The sequence below is a fragment of the Rhodoferax bucti genome (assembly GCF_005876985.1).
GTDB lineage: Bacteria > Pseudomonadota > Gammaproteobacteria > Burkholderiales > Burkholderiaceae_C > Allorhodoferax > Allorhodoferax bucti.
The window spans coordinates 641,752-659,949 of sequence record NZ_VAHD01000002.1 but is presented as its reverse complement, the minus strand read 5'-3'; the positions used below and the strand labels follow the sequence as shown (position 1 = coordinate 659,949).

Here is an 18,198-nt window from a genome sequence, read left to right as displayed (position 1 = left end):
CATGTCCAGCCACACCGATTTCGAGTTGCTTTTTGACTCCGCCCCTATCTCTCTCTGGCTGGAGGATTACAGCCAGCTCAAGAACCTGTTTGACCAGTGGCGTGCGCAGGGCATTACCGACCTGGAGGCCCACCTGCGGGCCGACCCGGCCCGGGTGCAAGCCTGTGCTGCGTGCTATCAGGTTCTGAAAGTCAATCGCAAGACGCTGGAGGTATTTGCAGCACCCCACCAGGAGGCGCTGATTGACCGCCTGCACGAGGTGTTTCGCGGAGACACCTTCACCCGCATGCTGCCGGAGCTGGTATCGCTCTGGAAGGGCAACGCCCTTTACACCGGCCAGGCGGTGAACTACGCCCTGGACGGCCGGCGCATGGATGTGCGCATCAGCATCAAAATTCTGGAAGGGCACGAGGCCCGTTGGGACCGGGTGATGGTCTCGCTGGAAGACATTACCAAGCACACCCTCGCCCAGACGCTGCTGGAAAACAGCGAGCGCCATGCCCGCAACCTGTTTGAGTTTTCGCCTGTTTCGCTGTGGGTGGAGGACTTCAGCGGCGTGAAGCGGCTCATGGACGAGGTGCGGGCCTCCGGCATTTCCGACTTCAAAACCTTTTTGAGCGTGCACCAGGAGTTTGTGCCCCGCTGCATGGAGCGCATCCGCGTGCTGGATGTGAACCAGCACACCCTGCAAATGTTCTCGGCGCAAAGCCGTGAGGAGCTGCTGCACCAGCTGGAACGCATTTTCCGGGACGAAATGCAGCACTCGTTCGCCGAGCAACTGCTGGACCTGTGGAACGGCAAAACCGTGCAAACCCGGGAAGTGATCAACTACTCGCTCAACGGGGAGCCGATCAACATCCACATGCAGTTCTCGGTGCTACCCGGCTACGAGCACGACTGGAGCCTGGTGCTGGTGTCGCTGGTAGACATCACCGCGCGCAAAAAGGCCGAGGCCTACCTGGAGTACCTCGGCAAGCACGACGCCCTCACGCAGCTGCGCAACCGGGCCTTCTTCGTGGAAGAGCTCAACCGCATCTCGCGCAAAGGGCCGTGGCCGCTCAGCGTCATGGCCATGGACCTGAACGGCCTCAAGCATGTGAACGACAACCACGGCCACGCCGCAGGCGATGCCATGCTGCGCCGCACCGGCGAAGTGCTGGCCAAGGCCACGGCCGGCCAATCGCTGTGCGTGGCACGCACCGGGGGCGACGAATTTGTGATCCTCATGCCCGGTCACGATGAGCGGGTGGCCCAGGGCCTCAAGGAGCGCATCGACTCGATGCTGGAGATGAACAACCAGTTCTACCCCGGCCAGAAAATCAGCCTCTCCATCGGCATTGCAAGCTGCCAGAGCCCGGTGGACCTGGAGGAGGCCGCCCAGCTCGCCGACCAGCGCATGTACGCCGCCAAACGCCAGTTTTACGAAACCGCCAAATTGGAGCGCCGCAGCAGCTAAACGCTGCGCACCGCCCCTTTGCGGTGGCTGCCGTGCACATGGCCTGCCGCCTGCACCGCCGGAGACTGGGCCGCAAGGCCTTCCAGAATGCCGCAGTGCGCCACATCCAATGCCCCTTGGCATTGCGCGCGCAGGTCTTTGAGTTGCTTCTCCAACGCCCGCAACTCGCGAATGCGCTGGGCCACATGGCCGATATGGGCGTCCAGCAAGGCATTGACCTCGGCGCAGTTGTCGCCTGGGGCATCCTGAAACGCCAACAGCGCGCGGATCTCATCGAGGCTCATGTCCAGGCTGCGGCAGTGGCGCACAAACTGCAGGCGCTGGGTGTGGGCCTCGGCGTAATGGCGGTAGTTGGCCTCTGTGCGGGCCGCCGGGGGCAACAAGCCCTCGCGCTCGTAGTAGCGGATGGTTTCCACCGGAGTGGCTGTGGCCTTGGCCAGATCACCGATTTTCATGCTGCGCCCTTCCTCGATATAAAGTCAGTGTAGCGCTTGACCCTGAAGTGGCTACAGGGTTTCCAATGGCGGCATTGAAAGGAAAACACCATGTCCCACGCCTGCGAACACCACACCCCTGCCGCGACCGCCGTCCACGACCTGCCCCGCTACCGCCGGGTGCTGTGGGTGGCCTTGCTGATCAACGCTGCCATGTTCGGCGTGGAGCTGCTCAGCGGTTGGCAGTCCGGCTCGCTGTCACTGCTGGCCGACTCGATTGACTTTGCCGGCGATGCGCTGAACTACGGCGTGTCGCTGGCCGTGCTGTCTGCCGCGCTGGCGTGGCGGGCACGGGCGGCAGTGGCCAAGGCCGTGTGCATGATGGGCTTTGGTGCGTTGGTGCTGGGCCGCGCCGCCTGGGGCTTGTACACCGGTGCGGTACCGGATGCCACCACCATGGGCCTGGTGGGCCTGCTAGCGCTGGTGGCCAACGTGGCAGTGGCTTGGATGCTCTACGCCTTCCGCGAGGGCGATGCCAATATGCGCAGCGTGTGGCTGTGCTCGCGCAATGACGCGATCGGCAACCTGTTAGTGATGCTGGCCGCCGCCGGCGTGTTGGGCACGGGCAGCGGCTGGCCGGACCTGCTCGTTGCCGCCGGCATGGCCGCACTGGCCTTGCAAGGCGGCTGGCAAGTCATGCGCCAAGCCCGGCGGGAGTTGGCGGGTACGCCTTAGTTGGCGACGGTAAAGCGCTTTTGGACGTGCTTGGGCGACTCGATTTCGTCCACGATGGCCACTGCCATGTCTTGCACCGAAATGCTGCCGGGCGCGCCACCCTCGGCCCACAAAGGCGCATCCGCGCCCACGCGGTACTGGCCGGTGCGCACGCCGGGGTTCAGCAGGATGGCGGGGGACAGAAAGGTCCAGTCCAGCGCGATTTCCTGCTGAATCAGGTTCAGCGCATCACGCGCGGCAGAGGCGGCCACTTTGATTTCGGCGGGGAACTCGGGCGTATCCACCAGTTGCACACCGGGCGCCACAAACAGGCTGCCGGCACCGCCCACCATCAAAAAGCGCTTCACGCCGGATTGCTTGACGCCCTCAAAAATGGCGTGGGTGGCTTGCAAAAAAATCTCGCCGATGCGGGGCTCGGTCCAGCCGGGGTTGTAGGCGCTGACCACGGCATCGTGCCCGGCCGCGGCTTGAGCTACCTGTGCGGCGTCCAGCGCATCGGCTTGCACCACGGTCAGGCCGGGCTGGGGCGCCAGCTTGGCAGGGTTTCGGGCCAACACGGTCACGCGGTGGCCACGGCTCAAGAACTCGGTGAGCAAGGGGGTGCCGACAAAACCAGTGGCGCCAATGAGAGCGATCTTCATAAAAAAACTCCTGTATTCAAGGTGTGAAGGAATAGCGTGAGTTTGATTGCTTCACGAAATACTGAATAGACGGTAAATTCTGCTTTGACTGTGAAGTAAAACTAACAAATAAGCCCATGGACCAACTCAAACGCATGGCCGTATTCGCCGAAGTGGTGGCCGCCGGCAGCCTGAGTGCTGCGGCCCGCCGCCTCGGCATGACGCCCTCTGCCGTGAGCCAGCACCTGCGCCAGCTGGAAGACGCGCTGGGCCTGGCCCTGCTCAACCGCTCCACCCGCAAGCTCACCCTCACCGAGGCCGGCGCCCGCTATGTGGAGGGCTGCAGTGCCATGGTGGCAGCCGCCCGCGCGGCCGACCAGGCGCTGGTGCTGCACCGCGACGAGCCCGAGGGCGAGCTGCGCATTACCGCCCCCATCGGCATGGGGGCGCTTTTGGCCCAGGCGCTGTTGCCGCTCAAAGATCACGCCAAACTGCGCATCACCCTGCTGCTGGACGATGCGGTGCTCAACCTGATTGACGAGCGGGTCGACATTGCCCTGCGCACTGGCAGCCTGCCGGATTCCAGCCTGGTGTCGCGCCGGCTGGGGGTGATGGAGGCGCAGATGTGCGCCTCCCCCGCCTACCTGGCCCAGCACGGCTGGCCGCAGCACCCGCACGACCTGGCCCAACACGCCTGGCTGGGCGGGCGCCCCTCAGGCAGTGGCGAAGAAACCCTGGTGCTGCACGGCCCCAAGGGCGAAACCGAGCGGGTACAGGTGCTGGGCCGGGTGCAGGCCTCGCAGGTGACCGTGCTGCATTCGCTGTGCGTGGCGGGCTGGGGCATCAGCGTGGTGGTCACCGAGGACGACCGCCGCGCCATGGCCGACGGCCGCTTGGTGCAGGTGCTGCCCGAGTGGAAATTGCCCGAGTTTGTGATCTACGCGGTCACCCCACGCCGGGGCGAGCAGCCCGCCAAGGTGCGGCATGCGCTCACCCTGCTGGCGGACTACTTTGCCAAACTCCAGGCCTAGGCGGCCAGCAGCTGCCGCAGCACAAACGGCAGAATGCCGCCGGCGCGGTAGTAGTCCACCTCGATCGGGGTGTCGATGCGCAGCAGCAGGGTATGGCGGGTCTGGGTGCCGTCCGCCCGCGTCACCACCAGCTGTGCCTCGCTTTGCGGCGTGAGGGCGGCATCCGGCACGATGTCAATGGTTTCACTGCCTGTCAGGCCCAGGCTCTGCCAACTCTCACCCGCCTTGAACTGCAGCGGCAGCACGCCTATGCCCACCAGGTTGGAGCGGTGGATGCGCTCAAAGCTCTGCGCCACCACCGCCTTGATGCCCAGCAACTGTGTGCCCTTGGCCGCCCAGTCGCGGCTGGAGCCGGTGCCGTATTCCTCGCCGGCGAACACCACCGTGGGCGTGCCGGCGGCCTGGTAGCGGCTGGCAGCGTCAAAAATGGAGAGTTTGTCGCCCGCGCCCTCCGCCCCTTGGTACAAGGTATAGCCGCCCTCCTCCCGCGCGCCAGTCGCCAGCGCCGGCAGCATCAGGTTCTTGATACGCACATTGGCAAAGGTGCCGCGCACCATCACCTCGTGGTTGCCCCGGCGCGCGCCGTAGGAGTTGAAGTCCGCTTTTTGCACACCATTCGCCAGCAACCACTGCCCGGCCGGTGAACTCTCTTTGATGTTGCCTGCCGGCGAAATGTGGTCGGTGGTAATCGAGTCACCAAACAGCGCCATGATGCGGGCACCGTGCACAGCTTCTGCTGAAGTTTTGGAGCCTTTTTGGCCTCTAGCGCTCGCAGAATCTGCGGGAGCAGCTCCTTTTTCCATAGCAAACGCATCAAAAAACGGCGGTTGGGCGATGTAGGTACTGGCCGGCCAGGTATAGGTTTGGCCGCTCACACCCTTGATTTTTTCCCACAGCTTGCCGGGCTCGGTTTTGACCTTGGCGTAGTTGGCGCGGAAGGCTTTGCCGTTCATCGCAAATTTCAGCAGCTTGTAGATTTCGTCGCTGGTGGGCCAGATATCGCCCAGGTACACCTCTTTGCCGCCTTTGCCCAGGCCTACCGGCTCGGTCATCAAATCACGGGTGACGTTGCCGGCAATGGCGTAAGCCACCACCAGCGGCGGGCTGGCCAAAAAGTTGGCCTTGAGGTTGGGGTGGATGCGTGCCTCAAAGTTGCGGTTACCCGAGAGCACGGCGGCGCACACCAGGTCGTTTTGGGTGATGACCTCGTTCAGCTCAGGCGCCAGGTCGCCCGCATTGCCGATGCAGGTGGTGCAGCCGTAGCCGGCCAGGGTGAAGCCCAGCTTTTCCAGGTAGGGCAGCAAGCCGGTTTCCGTCAGGTAGTCGGTCACGATGCGCGAGCCCGGCGCCAGGCTGGTTTTGATGTGCGGTGCCACGGTGAGCCCGGCCTTGACCGCCTTTTTGGCCAGCAGGCCGGCGGCGAGCAGCACGCTGGGGTTGCTGGTATTGGTGCAGCTGGTAATGGCAGCAATCAGCACATCGCCGTTTTGGATCAGCAGGGGCGTGGCGTCGCCACGGCGCGGCATGGTGGGCTTGGCGGTGGGCAGGGGCGCGGGGTACAGGGTGTGCAGCGTGGCGGCGTCCTTGCTGAAGCCATTGGCACTGCCCGGCAGGCTGAACAGCTCGGTGAACTTGTCCGCCACATGGCCCAGCTCAATCCGGTCTTGCGGGCGCTTGGGGCCGGCCAGGCTGGGCGTCACATCGCGCAGGTCCAGCTTGACGACGCGGGTGTAGGCAATGTCCTCCATCCCGGCCGACGCGCTCTTGCCTCCCGGCACGCCAAACAAGCCCTGCGCGCGGAAATAGGCTTCAAAGGCCTCGATCTCCGCCTTGGTGCGGCCGGTGCCCTTGAAGTAATCCAAGGTGCGCGCATCAACCGGGAAGAAGCCCATGGTGGCACCGTACTCGGGCGCCATGTTGGCAATGGTGGCGCGGTCGGGCAAGGCCAGGTTTTCGGTGCCGGAGCCGAAGAACTCCACAAAGCTGCCCACCACTTTTTCACGGCGCAGCATCTCGGTGACCCGTAGCACCAGGTCGGTGGCGGTCACGCCCTCGCACAGGGCGCCGGTCAGCTCAAAGCCCACCACATCCGGCGTCAAAAAGTACACCGGCTGGCCCAGCATGGCGGCCTCAGCCTCGATGCCGCCCACGCCCCAGCCCACTACGCCAATGCCGTTGATCATGGTGGTGTGGCTGTCGGTGCCCACCAGGGTGTCGGGGTAGTACACCGCAGGCTGCTTGCTGCCATCGGCCGCGCGAGGCTGCTTGGCTTTGTGCACGCCACGGGCCAGGTATTCCAGGTTCACCTGGTGCACGATGCCAAAGCCCGGCGGCACCACGCCAAAGGTGTCAAAGGCCTGCATGCCCCATTTCATGAACTCGTAACGCTCGCGGTTGCGCTGGAATTCGAGCTTCATGTTCAAGTCCAGCGAGTTTTTGTGGCCGTAGTCGTCCACCATCACCGAGTGGTCCACCACCAGATCCACCGGCACCAGCGGCTCGATGCGGGCGGGGTCGGCGCCCAGGCGCTCGGCCGTGCTGCGCATGGCGGCCAAATCGGCCAGCAGCGGCACGCCGGTAAAGTCTTGCAGCACCACGCGGCTCACCACAAACGGGATTTCGGCGGTGCGCTCGGCCTGGGGCTGCCAGTTGGCAAGTTGCGCCACATGCGCGGCGCTGACCTTTTTGCCATCGCAGTTGCGCAGCACGCTCTCCAGCACGATGCGCAAAGACAGCGGCAAGCGCCGGATGTTGGGGTACTTGCGGGCCAGGGCCGGCAACGAGTACATCTGGCCGGTTTTGCCGGCAGCGGCCTGGAAGGTCTGGCGGGTCGAGGCAAAAGCATGCATGGCGGGCTCCTGTGAACTGCGAAACCCCATTCTGTCCGCAGAAAAATGACAGTTGCGCGAAAGGGCTTTCAGGGCAGAGGCTGCGTCCACGCCGCGTGTGGCTGCCAGCCGGCCACCCAGTCGGGCACTTCGCAAGCCGGCATGGGGCGGGCCACGCCATAGCCCTGCGCGCATTCACAGCCCAGCGCCAGCAGGCGCACGCCGTGCTCCAGGGTTTCCACCCCCTCGGCAATCACCTTGCGCTGGAAGGCGGTCGCCAAGCTGATGACGCCCTGCACGATGGCCAGGTCGTCGCGGTCTACCAGCATGTCGCGCACAAAGCTCTGGTCGATCTTGAGCGTGCCGGCAGGCAGGCGCTTGAGGTAGGTGAGCGAGGAGTAGCCGGTGCCGAAGTCGTCCACCGCAAAGTGCACCCCCATGTCCCGGCACTGGCGCATGATGCAAGACACCTTGTCCATATTGGCCAGCGCGCTGGTCTCCAAAATCTCCAGCTCCAGGCTGGCCGGCTTCACCGTCGGGTGCAAGGCGAGGCGTTCCGACAAATCGGCCACAAAACCTGCGTGCTGCAGCTGCCGGGCACTGATGTTGATGCTCACCGGCAGCACTAGGCCCTGGCGCTGCCAGGCTTCCATCTGCGCCAGCGCGAAGTCCAGCACCCAGGCGGCCACGCCATCGCTCAGGGGCAGGCCTTCGATCAGCGGCAAAAAGGCCGCAGGTGCCAGAATGCCCCGGGTCGGGTGCATCCAGCGGATCAGCGCCTCCACGCCCAGCACTTCGCCGGTGCGCATGTTCACCTTGGGCTGGTAGTAGAGCGTGAGCTCGCCTGCCGCCAGCGCCTGGGCAATGCGTGCCAGCTGCTCACCGCGCGACTTGAGTTCGGCCTCGTGGGCGGAGTCAAAGAGCTGGTAGCGGTTTTTGCCGGCTTGCTTGGCCTCGTACATGGCCTTGTCGGCATGGCGCATGAGCTGGTCGGCGTCCACATCGTCCTGCGGGTACAGGGTGAGGCCCATGCTGGCCGAAATCTGCAGCACCTTGCCTTCCACCAGCACCGGCTCGGCGCAGGCGTGCAAGATGCGCTCCACCATGCGCACACAGTCCTGCATGGTTTTCACATCCACCAGCACCGCCACAAACTCGTCGCCGCCCATGCGGGCCAGGGTGTCCACCTCGCGCAACGCCTGCTTCATGCGCTGGCTCAGGGCGATGAGCAGCTCGTCGCCCACGTTGTGGCCATAGCGGTCGTTGACATACTTGAAGCCATCCAGGTCCAGGTAGAGCACCGCCAGGCTTTGCTCGTGGCGGCGTGCCATCACCATGGCCTGCTTGAGCCGGTCGGCCAGCAGCAGGCGGTTGGGCAGATCGGTGAGGGCGTCAAAGTGCGCCACATGCTCCAGCCGCTCCTGCTGCGTGCGCAGCGGGGTGATGTCGGCAAACAGGCCGATGTAGTGTTTGAGTGCCCCGTTGTCGTCGTGCACCGCACTCACGGTGAGCAGGCCGGCGTAGGCTTCGCCGTCTTTGCGGCGGCTCCATACCTCGCCCTGGGCATGGCCGGTGGTTTGCAGGGCCAGCCACATGCTGGCATACACCTCCGGCCCCTGCCGGCTGGAGCGGAACATGCGGGGGTGCTCGCCAATGACCTCGCCATAGTCGTAGCCGGTGATGCGGGTGAAGGCAAGATTCACCTCCAGAATCTTGCCTTGCGGATCGGTGATCACCACGCCTTCCCCGCTGTGGGTGAACACATTGGAGATCAGTTGCAAGCGGGCTTGCACCGCCTTTTGCGCCGTGATGTTGCGGGCGATTTTGGAGGCGCCGAGCAAGTTGCCGTGCTTGTCGTGGATGGGCGAGACGGTGACCGACACCTCCAGCAAGCGCCCGTCTTTGTGCACCCGCTGGGTTTCGAAGTGGGTGACCCGCTCCCCCTGGCGCAGTTTTTTGACAATGGTGTCTTCCTCGCTGCGGCGGTCCAGCGGGATCAGGGTGTAGATGGACTGGCCGATCATCTCCCCCGGGGTATAGCCGAATATGGCTTGGGCGCCGGGATTCCAGCTGGTGATGATGCCGTCGATGTTTTTGCCGATGATGGCGTCGTCGGTAGATTCCACAATGGCCCGGAAGTACTCCAGGGCGGTGTCGATATTCAAGATGCTGGGCGGCATAGAAGTCTTCAAAGTGGGCCTATCGCGTTCGCATGGGGCATTCTGCGGCGCGCAGCGGTTTCGTGCAATGGTTCCTTGGGGCCTGCGTGGTAAAGCCTGCAGGCGGGTTCTCACCGCCACTTGTCACCTGCGTTCTGGACACCCGCGCCACGCTGGCCGATAAAGCGCCATCGCAACCCCCAACACCCCCACCATGAGCGAGACAAGCCCCCACACACGCACCCACCACCGCATCTGTCCCCTGTGTGAGGCCTGCTGCGGGCTGGAAATCAAGGTGCAAGACAACAAAGTGATCAGTATCCGTGGCCACGAGGCCGATGTGCTGAGCCGCGGCTACATCTGCCCCAAGGCCATTGCCCTCAAAGACCTGCATGAAGACTCGGACCGCCTCCGCACCCCGCTGATCAAGCGCAATGGCAAACACGAACCTGCGTCCTGGGAAGAAGCCTTTGCCGAGATTGAGCAGCGCCTGCCACCGCTGATGGCGGCCCACGGCAAAGACGCCGTGGCCATGGCGGTGGGCAACCCCTCGGCCCACAAAATCGGCCTGCTCACCTACTTCGGCAAGCTGGCACGCGCCATCGGCAGCCGCAACGTGTTTTCCGCGTCCACCCTGGACCAGATGCCCAAGCAACTGGCTAGCGGCCTGATGTTCGGCCACTGGCTCTCCACCGCCCTGCCGGACATCAGCCGCACCGATTTGCTGGTGGTCATTGGCGCCAACCCGCTGGCCAGCAATGGCAGCATGTGGACGGTGCCCGACTTCAAGGGCAAGGCCAAGGCGCTCCAGGCCCGGGGCGGCCAGCTCATCGTGATCGACCCTCGCCGTACCGAAACCGCCGCTGTGGCCGACGCGCACCACTTCATCCGCCCGGGGGCTGACGTGTTTTTGTTGGCGGCCATGGTGCAGGTGCTGTTTGCAGAAAACTTGGTGAACCTGGGCCGGGTGGCCCCTTGGGTGCACGGCACCGAGGAGGTTCGCGCAGCGGTAGCCGGCTTCACGCCTGAAGCCGCGGCCGCCCGTTGCGGCCTGCCGGCCGACACCATCCGCAGCCTGGCGCGCCAGATTGCCAGCACACCCAAGGCGGCGGTGTATGCCCGCATTGGCACCTGCACCCAGCAGTACGGCACGCTGGCGAGCTGGCTGGTGGATGTGCTCAACACCCTGACCGGCCACCTGGACATGGAAGGCGGCATGCTGTTTGCCAAGTCTGCAGCCTTTGCCAGCAACACCATGGGCAAACCGGGGGTAGGCAAAGGCGTGAGCACCGGCCGCCACCATGCCCGCGTGAGCGGCGCGCCCGAGGTCTACGGCGAGCTGCCCATTACCTGCTTGGCCGAAGAGATCGAAACACCGGGTGAAGGCCAGGTGCGTGCGCTGATCACCGTGGCCACCAACCCGGTGCTCTCCAGCCCGGACGGCCCGCGCCTGGCTAAGGCGCTGGACTCGCTGGACTTCATGGTGAGCCTGGACATTTACCTGAACGAAACCACCCGCCATGCGGATGTGATCCTGCCCGGCCTCTCGCCGCTCGAAGACTTGCACTACGACGTGGCCTTCCCCCAGCTCTCGTGGCGCAACCATGCGCGCTACAGCGCACCCGTGTTGCCCCGCCCCGAAGGCCAGCCCGAAGAGTGGCAGACCCTGCTCAAGCTCACCGCCATCGTGCAGGGCCAGGGCGCCCAGCAGGACGCCAACCTGCTCGACGACCAGCAGTTTGCCGAGGATGCCAGCCGCTTGTTCGGCCCCCATGCCACTGCAGTCATCGCAGCAACCGGCAGCTTGCGCGGCCCCCAGCGCGGGCTGGATGTGGCGCTGCGCAGCGGCCCCTACGGCGACCAGTTCGGCTTGAAACCTGATGGCCTCAACCTCCAGAAAGTCATGGCTGCCAGCGACAGCGGCGGCATTGACCTGGGCGAGCTACAACCCCGCATTCCCGAAATGCTGCGCACGCCCAGCGGCAAGGTGGAGCTCGCACCTCCGCTTTTGCTACAAGATTTGGAGCGCGCTGCGCAGGATCTACGGGCGTTAGCACCCGATTTGGTCATCATCGGCAGGCGCGATGTGCGCACCAACAACAGCTGGATGCACAACCTGCCCACGCTGGCCAAAGGCCCCTTCCGCTGCACCGCGCTGGTCCACCCCGGCGATGCTGCGCGCTACGGAGTGCAGGACGGTGGCATGGCCACCCTGCGCAACGGCCACCGCAGTGTGCAGGCGCAAGTGCAGTTCAGCACCGACATGATGCCCGGCGTGGTCAGCCTGCCGCACGGCTGGGGCCACAACCTGCCGGGCGCGCAGCTGCGGGTAGCGGCGGAGCGCCCGGGCGCCAATATCAATGCGCTTCTGGACGACCAACTGCGCGACCCGCTCTCGGGCAACGCCGTGCTGGGCGGCGTTGCCATCACCATGGAAGCCGCGTGAGGAAACTGCCCCGCAAAGGCGGGCGCTAGAGCAGCGTCTGTGAGGCCGCAGCCACCACGCTGCGGGTCAAACGCTCCAGCTCTGGCAGGGGCTGTTGGGCCACCTGCCAGTACAAGGGCACATCCAGCGCGCGGCCCGGCACCAGCTCCACCAAGCGGCGCTTGTCCATGTGCTCTTGCACCGAGAGCAGCGGGTTCATGCCCCAGCCCACATCGGCCAGCGCGGCATCCACAAAGGCCTGTGAAGACGGCAGGCGGTGGGCCGGCAGAGCCACATCACGGCGCAGCTGGCGGCGCACCCAGCGCTCCTGCAGGCGGTCGTTGCGGTCGAACACGATGCTGGGTGCGCGGGCCAGGGTGTCGGCATTCACGCCGCCGACAAAGTGCTGCTGCATGAAGGCGGGCGACGCGGTGGCGCAATAGCGCAAGGTGCCCAGTTTGCGCACCTTGCAGCCCTGCACCGCCTTGGCGTGCGAAGTGACAGCGGCCAGCACATGGCCACGGCGCAGCCATTCGTTGGTCTGGTCCTGGTCGTCCACCGCCACATCGAGCAGCACACGGCTCTGCGCGCAGAAGTCGCGCATGGCAGTCACAAACCAGGTGCTCAGGCTGTCGGCGTTGATGGCAATGCGGATGGTGCTGTGCACCGCTTGCGCGTCTTCGGGGGCGAGGGCCGGCAGGTCGCGCCGCAAATCGTGCTCCAGCATGGCCACCGAATCCGCATGGCGGCAGATGCGTGCCCCCGCCTCGGTGGCGGTGCACGGCTGCCCGCGCACGATGAGCACCGCACCCACCCGCTCCTCCATTTGGCGAATCCGCTGCGACACCGCCGACGGGGTGATATGCAGCAGCCGCGCCGCGCGCTCGAAGCTGCCTTCGCGCACCACGGCGGCCACAGTCGCAAGCAAGGTAGATTCGAGCATGATGATGTGCAATGTAGTTTGGCTTATTCCAGCGTAGCAGAATTCATGTTCTCTGCCTCTTGCCGCACCCCATACTTGGCAGCATGCAAGACATCACTCTCTTCTCGACGCTGGTTGCCGCCCTGCCCAGCATCACCACCGGCCTGACGCTGAGCCTCTCGCTGATCGTGGCCATCGGGGCACAAAACACCTTTGTGCTGCGCCAGGGCCTGCGCCGCGAGCACGTGGCCGCCGTGGTGGCGGTGTGCGCCCTGCTGGACATGAGCCTCATGACCCTGGGCGTGAGCGGGCTGGCCGCCACCCTGGGCAACTACCCGCGCGCGCTGAATGCGCTGGGCCTGGCCGGTGCTGCGGTAGTGGGCTGGTATGGCCTCTCGGCCCTGCACCGGGCGTTTGCCCCCCATGCCATGCAGGCCCAGCTGCAGGGGGCGCCGCAATCCTTGCAAAAAACGGTGTTGCAAACCCTCAGCATCAGCCTGCTGAACCCGCATGTGTACCTGGACACGGTGATTCTGGTGGGCGCAGTGGGTGCCAAGCAGGCCGCAGGCACGCAGGGCTGGTTTCTGGTGGGGGCCGGTGGCGCGAGCGCGCTGTGGTTCATCACCCTCGGCTTTGGTGCGCGCCTGCTCAGCCCGCTGTTTGCACGCCCCATCGCCTGGCGGGTGCTGGATGTGCTGGTGGCGGCCATGATGGCACACATCGCCTACGGTTTGTGGGCGCAAGCGACGGTGCTGTAGGCTCACGCCTCTTTCACACAGGAGACGGATATGCAGTGGTTGGATTTGGTCACGGTGCTGGCGATTGGGCAGTACATCTGGTTTGGCGTGCTGGTAGGGCAAGCCCGTGGGCGTTACGGCGTGCATGCGCCGGCGGTCACCGGCCACGAAACGTTTGAGCGCTACTACCGCGTGCAGATGAACACCCTGGAGCTGCTGGTAGCCCTGGTGCCGGCCATGTATCTGGCGGCGCGCTACTGGTCGCCGCTGTGGGTCGCGGCGGCTGGCGTGGTTTTTATCGTGGGCCGCTTCATTTACCTGCGCGCCTATGTGTCCGACCCCAAAACACGCTCGCTGGGGTATGCGCTCAGTGCCTTACCGCTGTTGGGCCTGTTGGTCGCGGTGGTTGCGGGCGTGTGGATGGCCGCTTAAGCGCCCCTGCCGGCCGGCAGGTCAATCCGCCGGCTCGGCATCAGTGAGGTCCATCCAGACCACTTGCCCGCTGCCCGCGTCGTTCAGGCGGGCGACCAGGGCCAGAGTCGCATGGGCCGGCAGCGCGAATTCCAGCGTTACCCGCTCGCCGTGTTGCACCTCGCCGAGCGTGGCACCGGCTGCGTCCAGCTCGCGGCGCACACGGCCCTCCAGCGGGTATGGCACCGCGCATTTGAGCGCCTGCATTTGCACAATCGGCACCTTCTCCGCTTGCAGCAAGGCCTGCGCGACCGTATCGGTGTAGGCCCGCACCAGCCCGCCGGCGCCTAGGTTCACACCGCCGTAGTAGCGCACCACCGTCGCCAGCACGCCCTCCAGATCCTGGTGGCGCAGCACGTCGAGCATGGGGCGCCCGGCGGTGCCACTGGGCTCGCCATCGTCTACCGCGGCCGAATGGCCACCAGCCATCAGCGCCCAGCACACATGGGTGGCCGTCGGATGCTCAGCCCACAAATCCGCCACCACTTTTTGCGCCGCCGCGCGGTCTGCCACAGGCTGCACACGGCCAATGAAGCGGCTTTTTTTGACAAGGAGTTCGCTGTGGGCCGGGCCGGCCAGGGTGTGAGACATAGGTGTAAAAAGTGCTTCTAGCGCTCGTAGATCATGCGCAAGAAGCTATGAAATCAATAGCAAATGGCGACAAGCCAGAGACCGGTATTGCACCACAGCTCCTTGTGCGGGCTTGGTCCTTAAAAATTAAGTTATCCAATCAATTCAAATTTAATTGATAATATCTGCGTATTTGTTTTAATTAACATTTCTCACCATTTACGCCGTGTGCGGCAGGCTCCCATGCCGCCCCACCTCGGCACCGCAGGATAACGAGATGAACACCTCAACGACCGTGAGCCCGCCCTCGATGGCAGCGCAGTTTGACTATGCATCTCAGCTGACACAGCAGCGCTTTTACGCCGGCGATGTGATCTACACCGAAGGCATGCCCTACAACAATATGTATGTAGTGAAAGAGGGCGAGGTGGACTTCTACCTGATCCGGGAGGAGAAGAAGGTCGTGGTCGCCACCCTGGGCAAGGGCCAGTGCTTCGGCATGATCCCCAAGCTGCTCAACGGCAACCACCCCACCCACGCGGCGGCCAAAACCTACTGCGAGCTCTATCTCATAGAGAACGAAAAGCTCGAAGCCGAGCTCAAGGAAATGCCGCAGTTGATGACCAGCATCCTGCGCACCCTGGCCCAGCAGACCAATGTGGTGAACGAGCTGATTGCCACTCGCGTGAACTACCAGCCCGATGTGCTGGTGTATGCGCAGTTGCTGCAGCTACTGGGCGCGGCGGAGGTTGGCAAAGCCAAAGCAGAGTCGGCCTCCGGCCCGGCGACCCTGGCCAGCCCCTTGCTGAGCGAGGTGTTCAGCTCAGCGCGCACGCTATTGGGCCACTCGGATGTGCACATCCGCAACAGCCTAGGCAACCTGGCCATGCTGCACCTAGTGCGCATCAATGACGAAAAAGGCACGGGCAAGCGCGTCACCTTCTCCCCCAAAGACATCGTGGCCAACGCCCGCAAAGTGGCGAGCCAGCACAAAGACCACGGCAAGCTGGACTATGAGTACATCAACCTGCAAGACTTTGCTGCGCTGGTAGAGGTGCCCGCCGGCACGCTGATGCGCAAGCTCGCGGGCAATGAGTTTGCTGAAGACATCTTTACCTTCCGCAAATCGGAAATCATGCGTTTGCTGAGTGAAAAGGGGCGCAAGCTGTTTGCCGAGCGGCGCATCAAGAGCCCCGACGAGTTCACCGATATCAACGACATCGAATTCGCGGACCAGAAGTCGATTTTCGAAATCCTGTCGCGCTGCGATGTGTTTGACCTCACCAAGCTCATGAGCACGATTGACGAAGAAAGCGTGCGCGCCAAGATCATGAGCAACCTGCCCCGCTCCAAGCAGGAAGAAATCGAGAGCGACCTGAAAGACCTGAAGCCGGCCGACCCGATTGAGGTGCAGCAGATCGGCAAAAACATCATTCAGGCCATACAGAAGCGCATGCTCAAGCAGTAGTGGGCAAAGAAAACACCATTTAAAAAGACGAAAGGCCGCATGCAGCGGCCTTTCCATTTGGTGCATCTTTCAGCTTATTAGCGTCCGGAGTACATATGTGCTCCGGTCAAAACCTTCGAGCAACTTCAGTGACTATCTGCCTGCCGCGCGGCAGCCACGGCATCACGGGTGTCTGCACCGGCGCCGTTGAAAAACAGATTGAGCAGCAGCGCCGCCATGGAGGTCAGCAGAATGCCCGACTCGATCAGGGGGTGCAGGCCGTGTGGCATCCACTGCTTGAAGTTGGGGGCCACCAGCGGAATCATGCCCATGCCGATGGAAACGGCCACCACAAAGGCGTTGTAGCGGTTGGTCTTGAAGTCCACATTGGCCAGGATGCGGATGCCCGTGGCAGTCACCATGCCAAACATCACCAAGCCGGCGCCGCCCAGCACTACCGTGGGCAAAGACTCCACCAGGGCCGCCATCTTGGGCAAGAGACCCAGCACGACCAGAATGACCCCACCGGCCACGCACACGAAGCGGCTCTTCACGCCCGTTACGGCGACCAAGCCCACGTTTTGCGAGAAACTGGTGTAGGGGAAGGTGTTGAAGATGCCGCCAATCAGCGTACCCAGGCCATCGGTGCGCAACCCCCGTGTCAGTGCGGCCTGGTCCACCTTCTGGTCGGTCATGTCTCCCAAGGCGAGAAACATGCCGGTGGACTCGATCATGACCACCACCATCACCAAGGTCATGGTCAGGATGAGCATGGGGTCGAACACGGGCGTGGCAATGGCAAAGGGCGTGACCAAGTCAAACCAGGCGGCCTTGCCCACCTTGTCAAAGTTCATCAGGCCCAGCGCAGTGCACACCACCCCGCCCACCACAATCCCCAGCAGCACCGAGATATTGGCCACAAAGCCTTTGCCGTACTTGGCAATCAGCAGGATGGATACCAACACCAAGGCCGCAATGCCGACCCCGGAGAGGTCTGCATACTTGGGGTTGGGCACAGAAGGCACCAGAGCCAGCCCTTTGGGCACGGCGGGAAAGGTACTGCCAGGCGCGGTGGCGACTGCACTCACATCGGCCAGCCACTTGGCGTGATCCGGGTTCACCACATTAGGCGCCGTGGGGCCGAAAGGATTGCCAAATATCCAGTTGATGCCAACCCGCATGAGGCTGATACCGATGACGGCAATGATGGTGCCGGTGACCACCGGCGGGAAGAAACGCAGCATGCGACTGACCAAGGGAGCGATCAGCATCGCAATGACCCCGGCGCCCATGATGGAGCCAAAGATCAGCCCGGCCCCCTCGACACCGGGTATGTTGTTGGCAGTCGCCACCATGGGTGCCACCGAGGCAAACGTCACCCCCATCATGACCGGCAGCCGGATGCCGAACCACTGCGTAGCCCCCAGCGACTGGATCAATGTGACCAGCCCGCAGCAAAACAGGTCGGCAGAAATCAGGGTGGCCACCTGCTCGGGCGAGAGTTTGAGCGCGCGCCCCACGATCAGGGGAACCGCCACAGCCCCCGCATACATGACCAGCACATGCTGCAAGCCCAACACACCGAGCTTGCCCAAAGGGATGCGTTCTTCCATGGGAACCCTTTCGTTTCAAAAGTGTATACAAAAACTGTATACACTTTTGAGCAAGGGTAGATGGGGGCTAACCCCTAGGCGCCTTAGCGCACCGTAGCCAGAGGACGCAGCCCCGCCAGAAAGGTGTCCAACGTGGCCAGGCCGACCTGCTCCAGGTCGAAGGCCTGCGGATCGAGCAGCCAGTTGTACTTGATGCCCCCCACCAGCGCGAACAGGCCAATGGTGGCGTGGGTGACCTGCACATCACTGCGGATGTGGCCTTTTTGCTGAGCCAGACGCAGCTGGTCTGCCATGTCGTCCATGCATTCATTGCGGCCGCTGATCTTGCGCTGCTGCAGTTCTTGCAACTCGTCCACGTATTCCACCTTTTGCATGGCAATCTCGAATACGCGGCGCACTTGAGGGTCATGGACAACCTGGCGCAGTGCGGATGCGGTGTTACGCCGGATTTTTTCCAGCGGTTGGTCTTCGTCCCCCGGGGTGACCTCTGTCATGCGGGCCATCATGGGCAGGGTGACACGCTGCATCATGGCGTCAAACAGCTCGCCCTTGTTTTCAAAGTGCCAGTAAATAGCACCCCGGGTCAGGCCGGCGTCCTTGGCAATTTCCTGCAGCGACGTGCGCGACACCCCGCGCTGATGAAACACGCGTTCAGCAGCGTCCAGTATCAACTCACGGGTGGCAAGGGCTTCTTCTTTGGTGCGGCGGGCCATGGATTGACCTTGTGTAAATATAGGTGAATTGTAGTTA

The 18,198-nt window shown here is 63.7% G+C and carries 15 protein-coding genes; 7 read left to right on the top strand and 8 right to left on the bottom strand.

Going from position 1 to position 18,198, the window contains the following annotated elements; genetic code table 11:
- Window position 1: 1 nt before the first annotated feature.
- Window positions 2-1,456: a sensor domain-containing diguanylate cyclase gene (locus tag FDM28_RS09705; RefSeq protein ID WP_240791962.1), complete on the top strand. Its 1,455-nt coding sequence runs from the start codon at window positions 2-4 to the stop codon at window positions 1,454-1,456.
- Here FDM28_RS09705 and cadR read toward each other — a convergent pair.
- Window positions 1,453-1,911: a Cd(II)/Pb(II)-responsive transcriptional regulator gene (gene cadR / locus FDM28_RS09700; protein WP_138514941.1), complete on the bottom strand. Its 459-nt coding sequence runs from the start codon at window positions 1,909-1,911 to the stop codon at window positions 1,453-1,455. The genes FDM28_RS09705 and cadR overlap by 4 nt on opposite strands.
- A gap of 90 nt (window positions 1,912-2,001) precedes the next feature.
- On the opposite strand from cadR, the gene FDM28_RS09695 reads away from it, so the two are divergent.
- On the top strand, window positions 2,002-2,625 hold the full coding sequence (locus FDM28_RS09695; protein WP_138514940.1) for a cation efflux transmembrane domain-containing protein: 624 nt from the start codon (window positions 2,002-2,004) through the stop codon (window positions 2,623-2,625).
- Here FDM28_RS09695 and FDM28_RS09690 read toward each other — a convergent pair.
- Window positions 2,622-3,266, bottom strand: a complete 645-nt coding sequence (locus FDM28_RS09690; protein ID WP_138514939.1) for an NAD(P)-dependent oxidoreductase — start codon at window positions 3,264-3,266, stop codon at window positions 2,622-2,624. The two genes, FDM28_RS09695 and FDM28_RS09690, sit on opposite strands and share 4 nt — an antisense overlap.
- A gap of 116 nt (window positions 3,267-3,382) precedes the next feature.
- On the opposite strand from FDM28_RS09690, the gene FDM28_RS09685 reads away from it, so the two are divergent.
- Entirely contained in the window at window positions 3,383-4,276 is an 894-nt protein-coding gene (locus tag FDM28_RS09685; RefSeq protein ID WP_138514938.1) for a LysR family transcriptional regulator, read from the top strand.
- On the opposite strand, the gene acnA is transcribed toward FDM28_RS09685, so the two are convergent.
- Both acnA and FDM28_RS09675 read right to left on the bottom strand, forming a co-directional pair.
- Window positions 4,273-7,155 carry an aconitate hydratase AcnA gene (gene acnA / locus FDM28_RS09680; RefSeq protein ID WP_138514937.1) on the bottom strand — a complete coding sequence of 961 codons (2,883 nt, stop codon included), beginning with the start codon at window positions 7,153-7,155 and terminating at the stop codon, window positions 4,273-4,275. The two genes, FDM28_RS09685 and acnA, sit on opposite strands and share 4 nt — an antisense overlap.
- A 38-nt stretch (window positions 7,156-7,193) precedes the next feature.
- Window positions 7,194-9,284: an EAL domain-containing protein gene (locus tag FDM28_RS09675; protein WP_138514936.1), complete on the bottom strand. Its 2,091-nt coding sequence runs from the start codon at window positions 9,282-9,284 to the stop codon at window positions 7,194-7,196.
- A gap of 193 nt (window positions 9,285-9,477) precedes the next feature.
- Here FDM28_RS09675 and FDM28_RS09670 point away from each other — a divergent pair, with 193 nt between their 5' ends.
- Window positions 9,478-11,709, top strand: coding sequence for a molybdopterin-dependent oxidoreductase (locus tag FDM28_RS09670; RefSeq protein WP_138514935.1), 2,232 nt, complete (start codon window positions 9,478-9,480; stop codon window positions 11,707-11,709).
- 25 nt (window positions 11,710-11,734) lie between these two features.
- On the opposite strand, the gene FDM28_RS09665 is transcribed toward FDM28_RS09670, so the two are convergent.
- Window positions 11,735-12,631: a LysR family transcriptional regulator ArgP gene (locus tag FDM28_RS09665; RefSeq protein ID WP_138514934.1), complete on the bottom strand. Its 897-nt coding sequence runs from the start codon at window positions 12,629-12,631 to the stop codon at window positions 11,735-11,737.
- Between the two features lie 83 nt (window positions 12,632-12,714).
- Here FDM28_RS09665 and FDM28_RS09660 point away from each other — a divergent pair, with 83 nt between their 5' ends.
- Complete coding sequence (locus tag FDM28_RS09660) at window positions 12,715-13,368, top strand: LysE/ArgO family amino acid transporter (RefSeq protein ID WP_138514933.1); 654 nt, start codon at window positions 12,715-12,717, stop codon at window positions 13,366-13,368.
- 30 nt (window positions 13,369-13,398) lie between these two features.
- Complete coding sequence (locus tag FDM28_RS09655) at window positions 13,399-13,779, top strand: MAPEG family protein (protein ID WP_138514932.1); 381 nt, start codon at window positions 13,399-13,401, stop codon at window positions 13,777-13,779.
- A 21-nt stretch (window positions 13,780-13,800) separates the two neighbouring features.
- On the opposite strand, the gene FDM28_RS09650 is transcribed toward FDM28_RS09655, so the two are convergent.
- On the bottom strand, window positions 13,801-14,409 hold the full coding sequence (locus FDM28_RS09650) for an IMPACT family protein (RefSeq protein WP_138514931.1): 609 nt from the start codon (window positions 14,407-14,409) through the stop codon (window positions 13,801-13,803).
- A gap of 256 nt (window positions 14,410-14,665) precedes the next feature.
- Between FDM28_RS09650 and FDM28_RS09645 the strand changes: the two genes are divergently transcribed.
- Complete coding sequence (locus FDM28_RS09645; RefSeq protein WP_138514930.1) at window positions 14,666-15,856, top strand: cyclic nucleotide-binding domain-containing protein; 1,191 nt, start codon at window positions 14,666-14,668, stop codon at window positions 15,854-15,856.
- Between the two features lie 125 nt (window positions 15,857-15,981).
- On the opposite strand, the gene FDM28_RS09640 is transcribed toward FDM28_RS09645, so the two are convergent.
- Both FDM28_RS09640 and FDM28_RS09635 read right to left on the bottom strand, forming a co-directional pair.
- Window positions 15,982-17,448 (bottom strand): nucleobase:cation symporter-2 family protein, encoded by a 1,467-nt coding sequence (locus tag FDM28_RS09640; protein WP_138514929.1) that lies wholly within the window; start codon window positions 17,446-17,448, stop codon window positions 15,982-15,984.
- 83 nt (window positions 17,449-17,531) lie between these two features.
- Complete coding sequence (locus FDM28_RS09635; protein WP_138514928.1) at window positions 17,532-18,161, bottom strand: TetR family transcriptional regulator; 630 nt, start codon at window positions 18,159-18,161, stop codon at window positions 17,532-17,534.
- Window positions 18,162-18,198 lie beyond the last annotated feature (37 nt).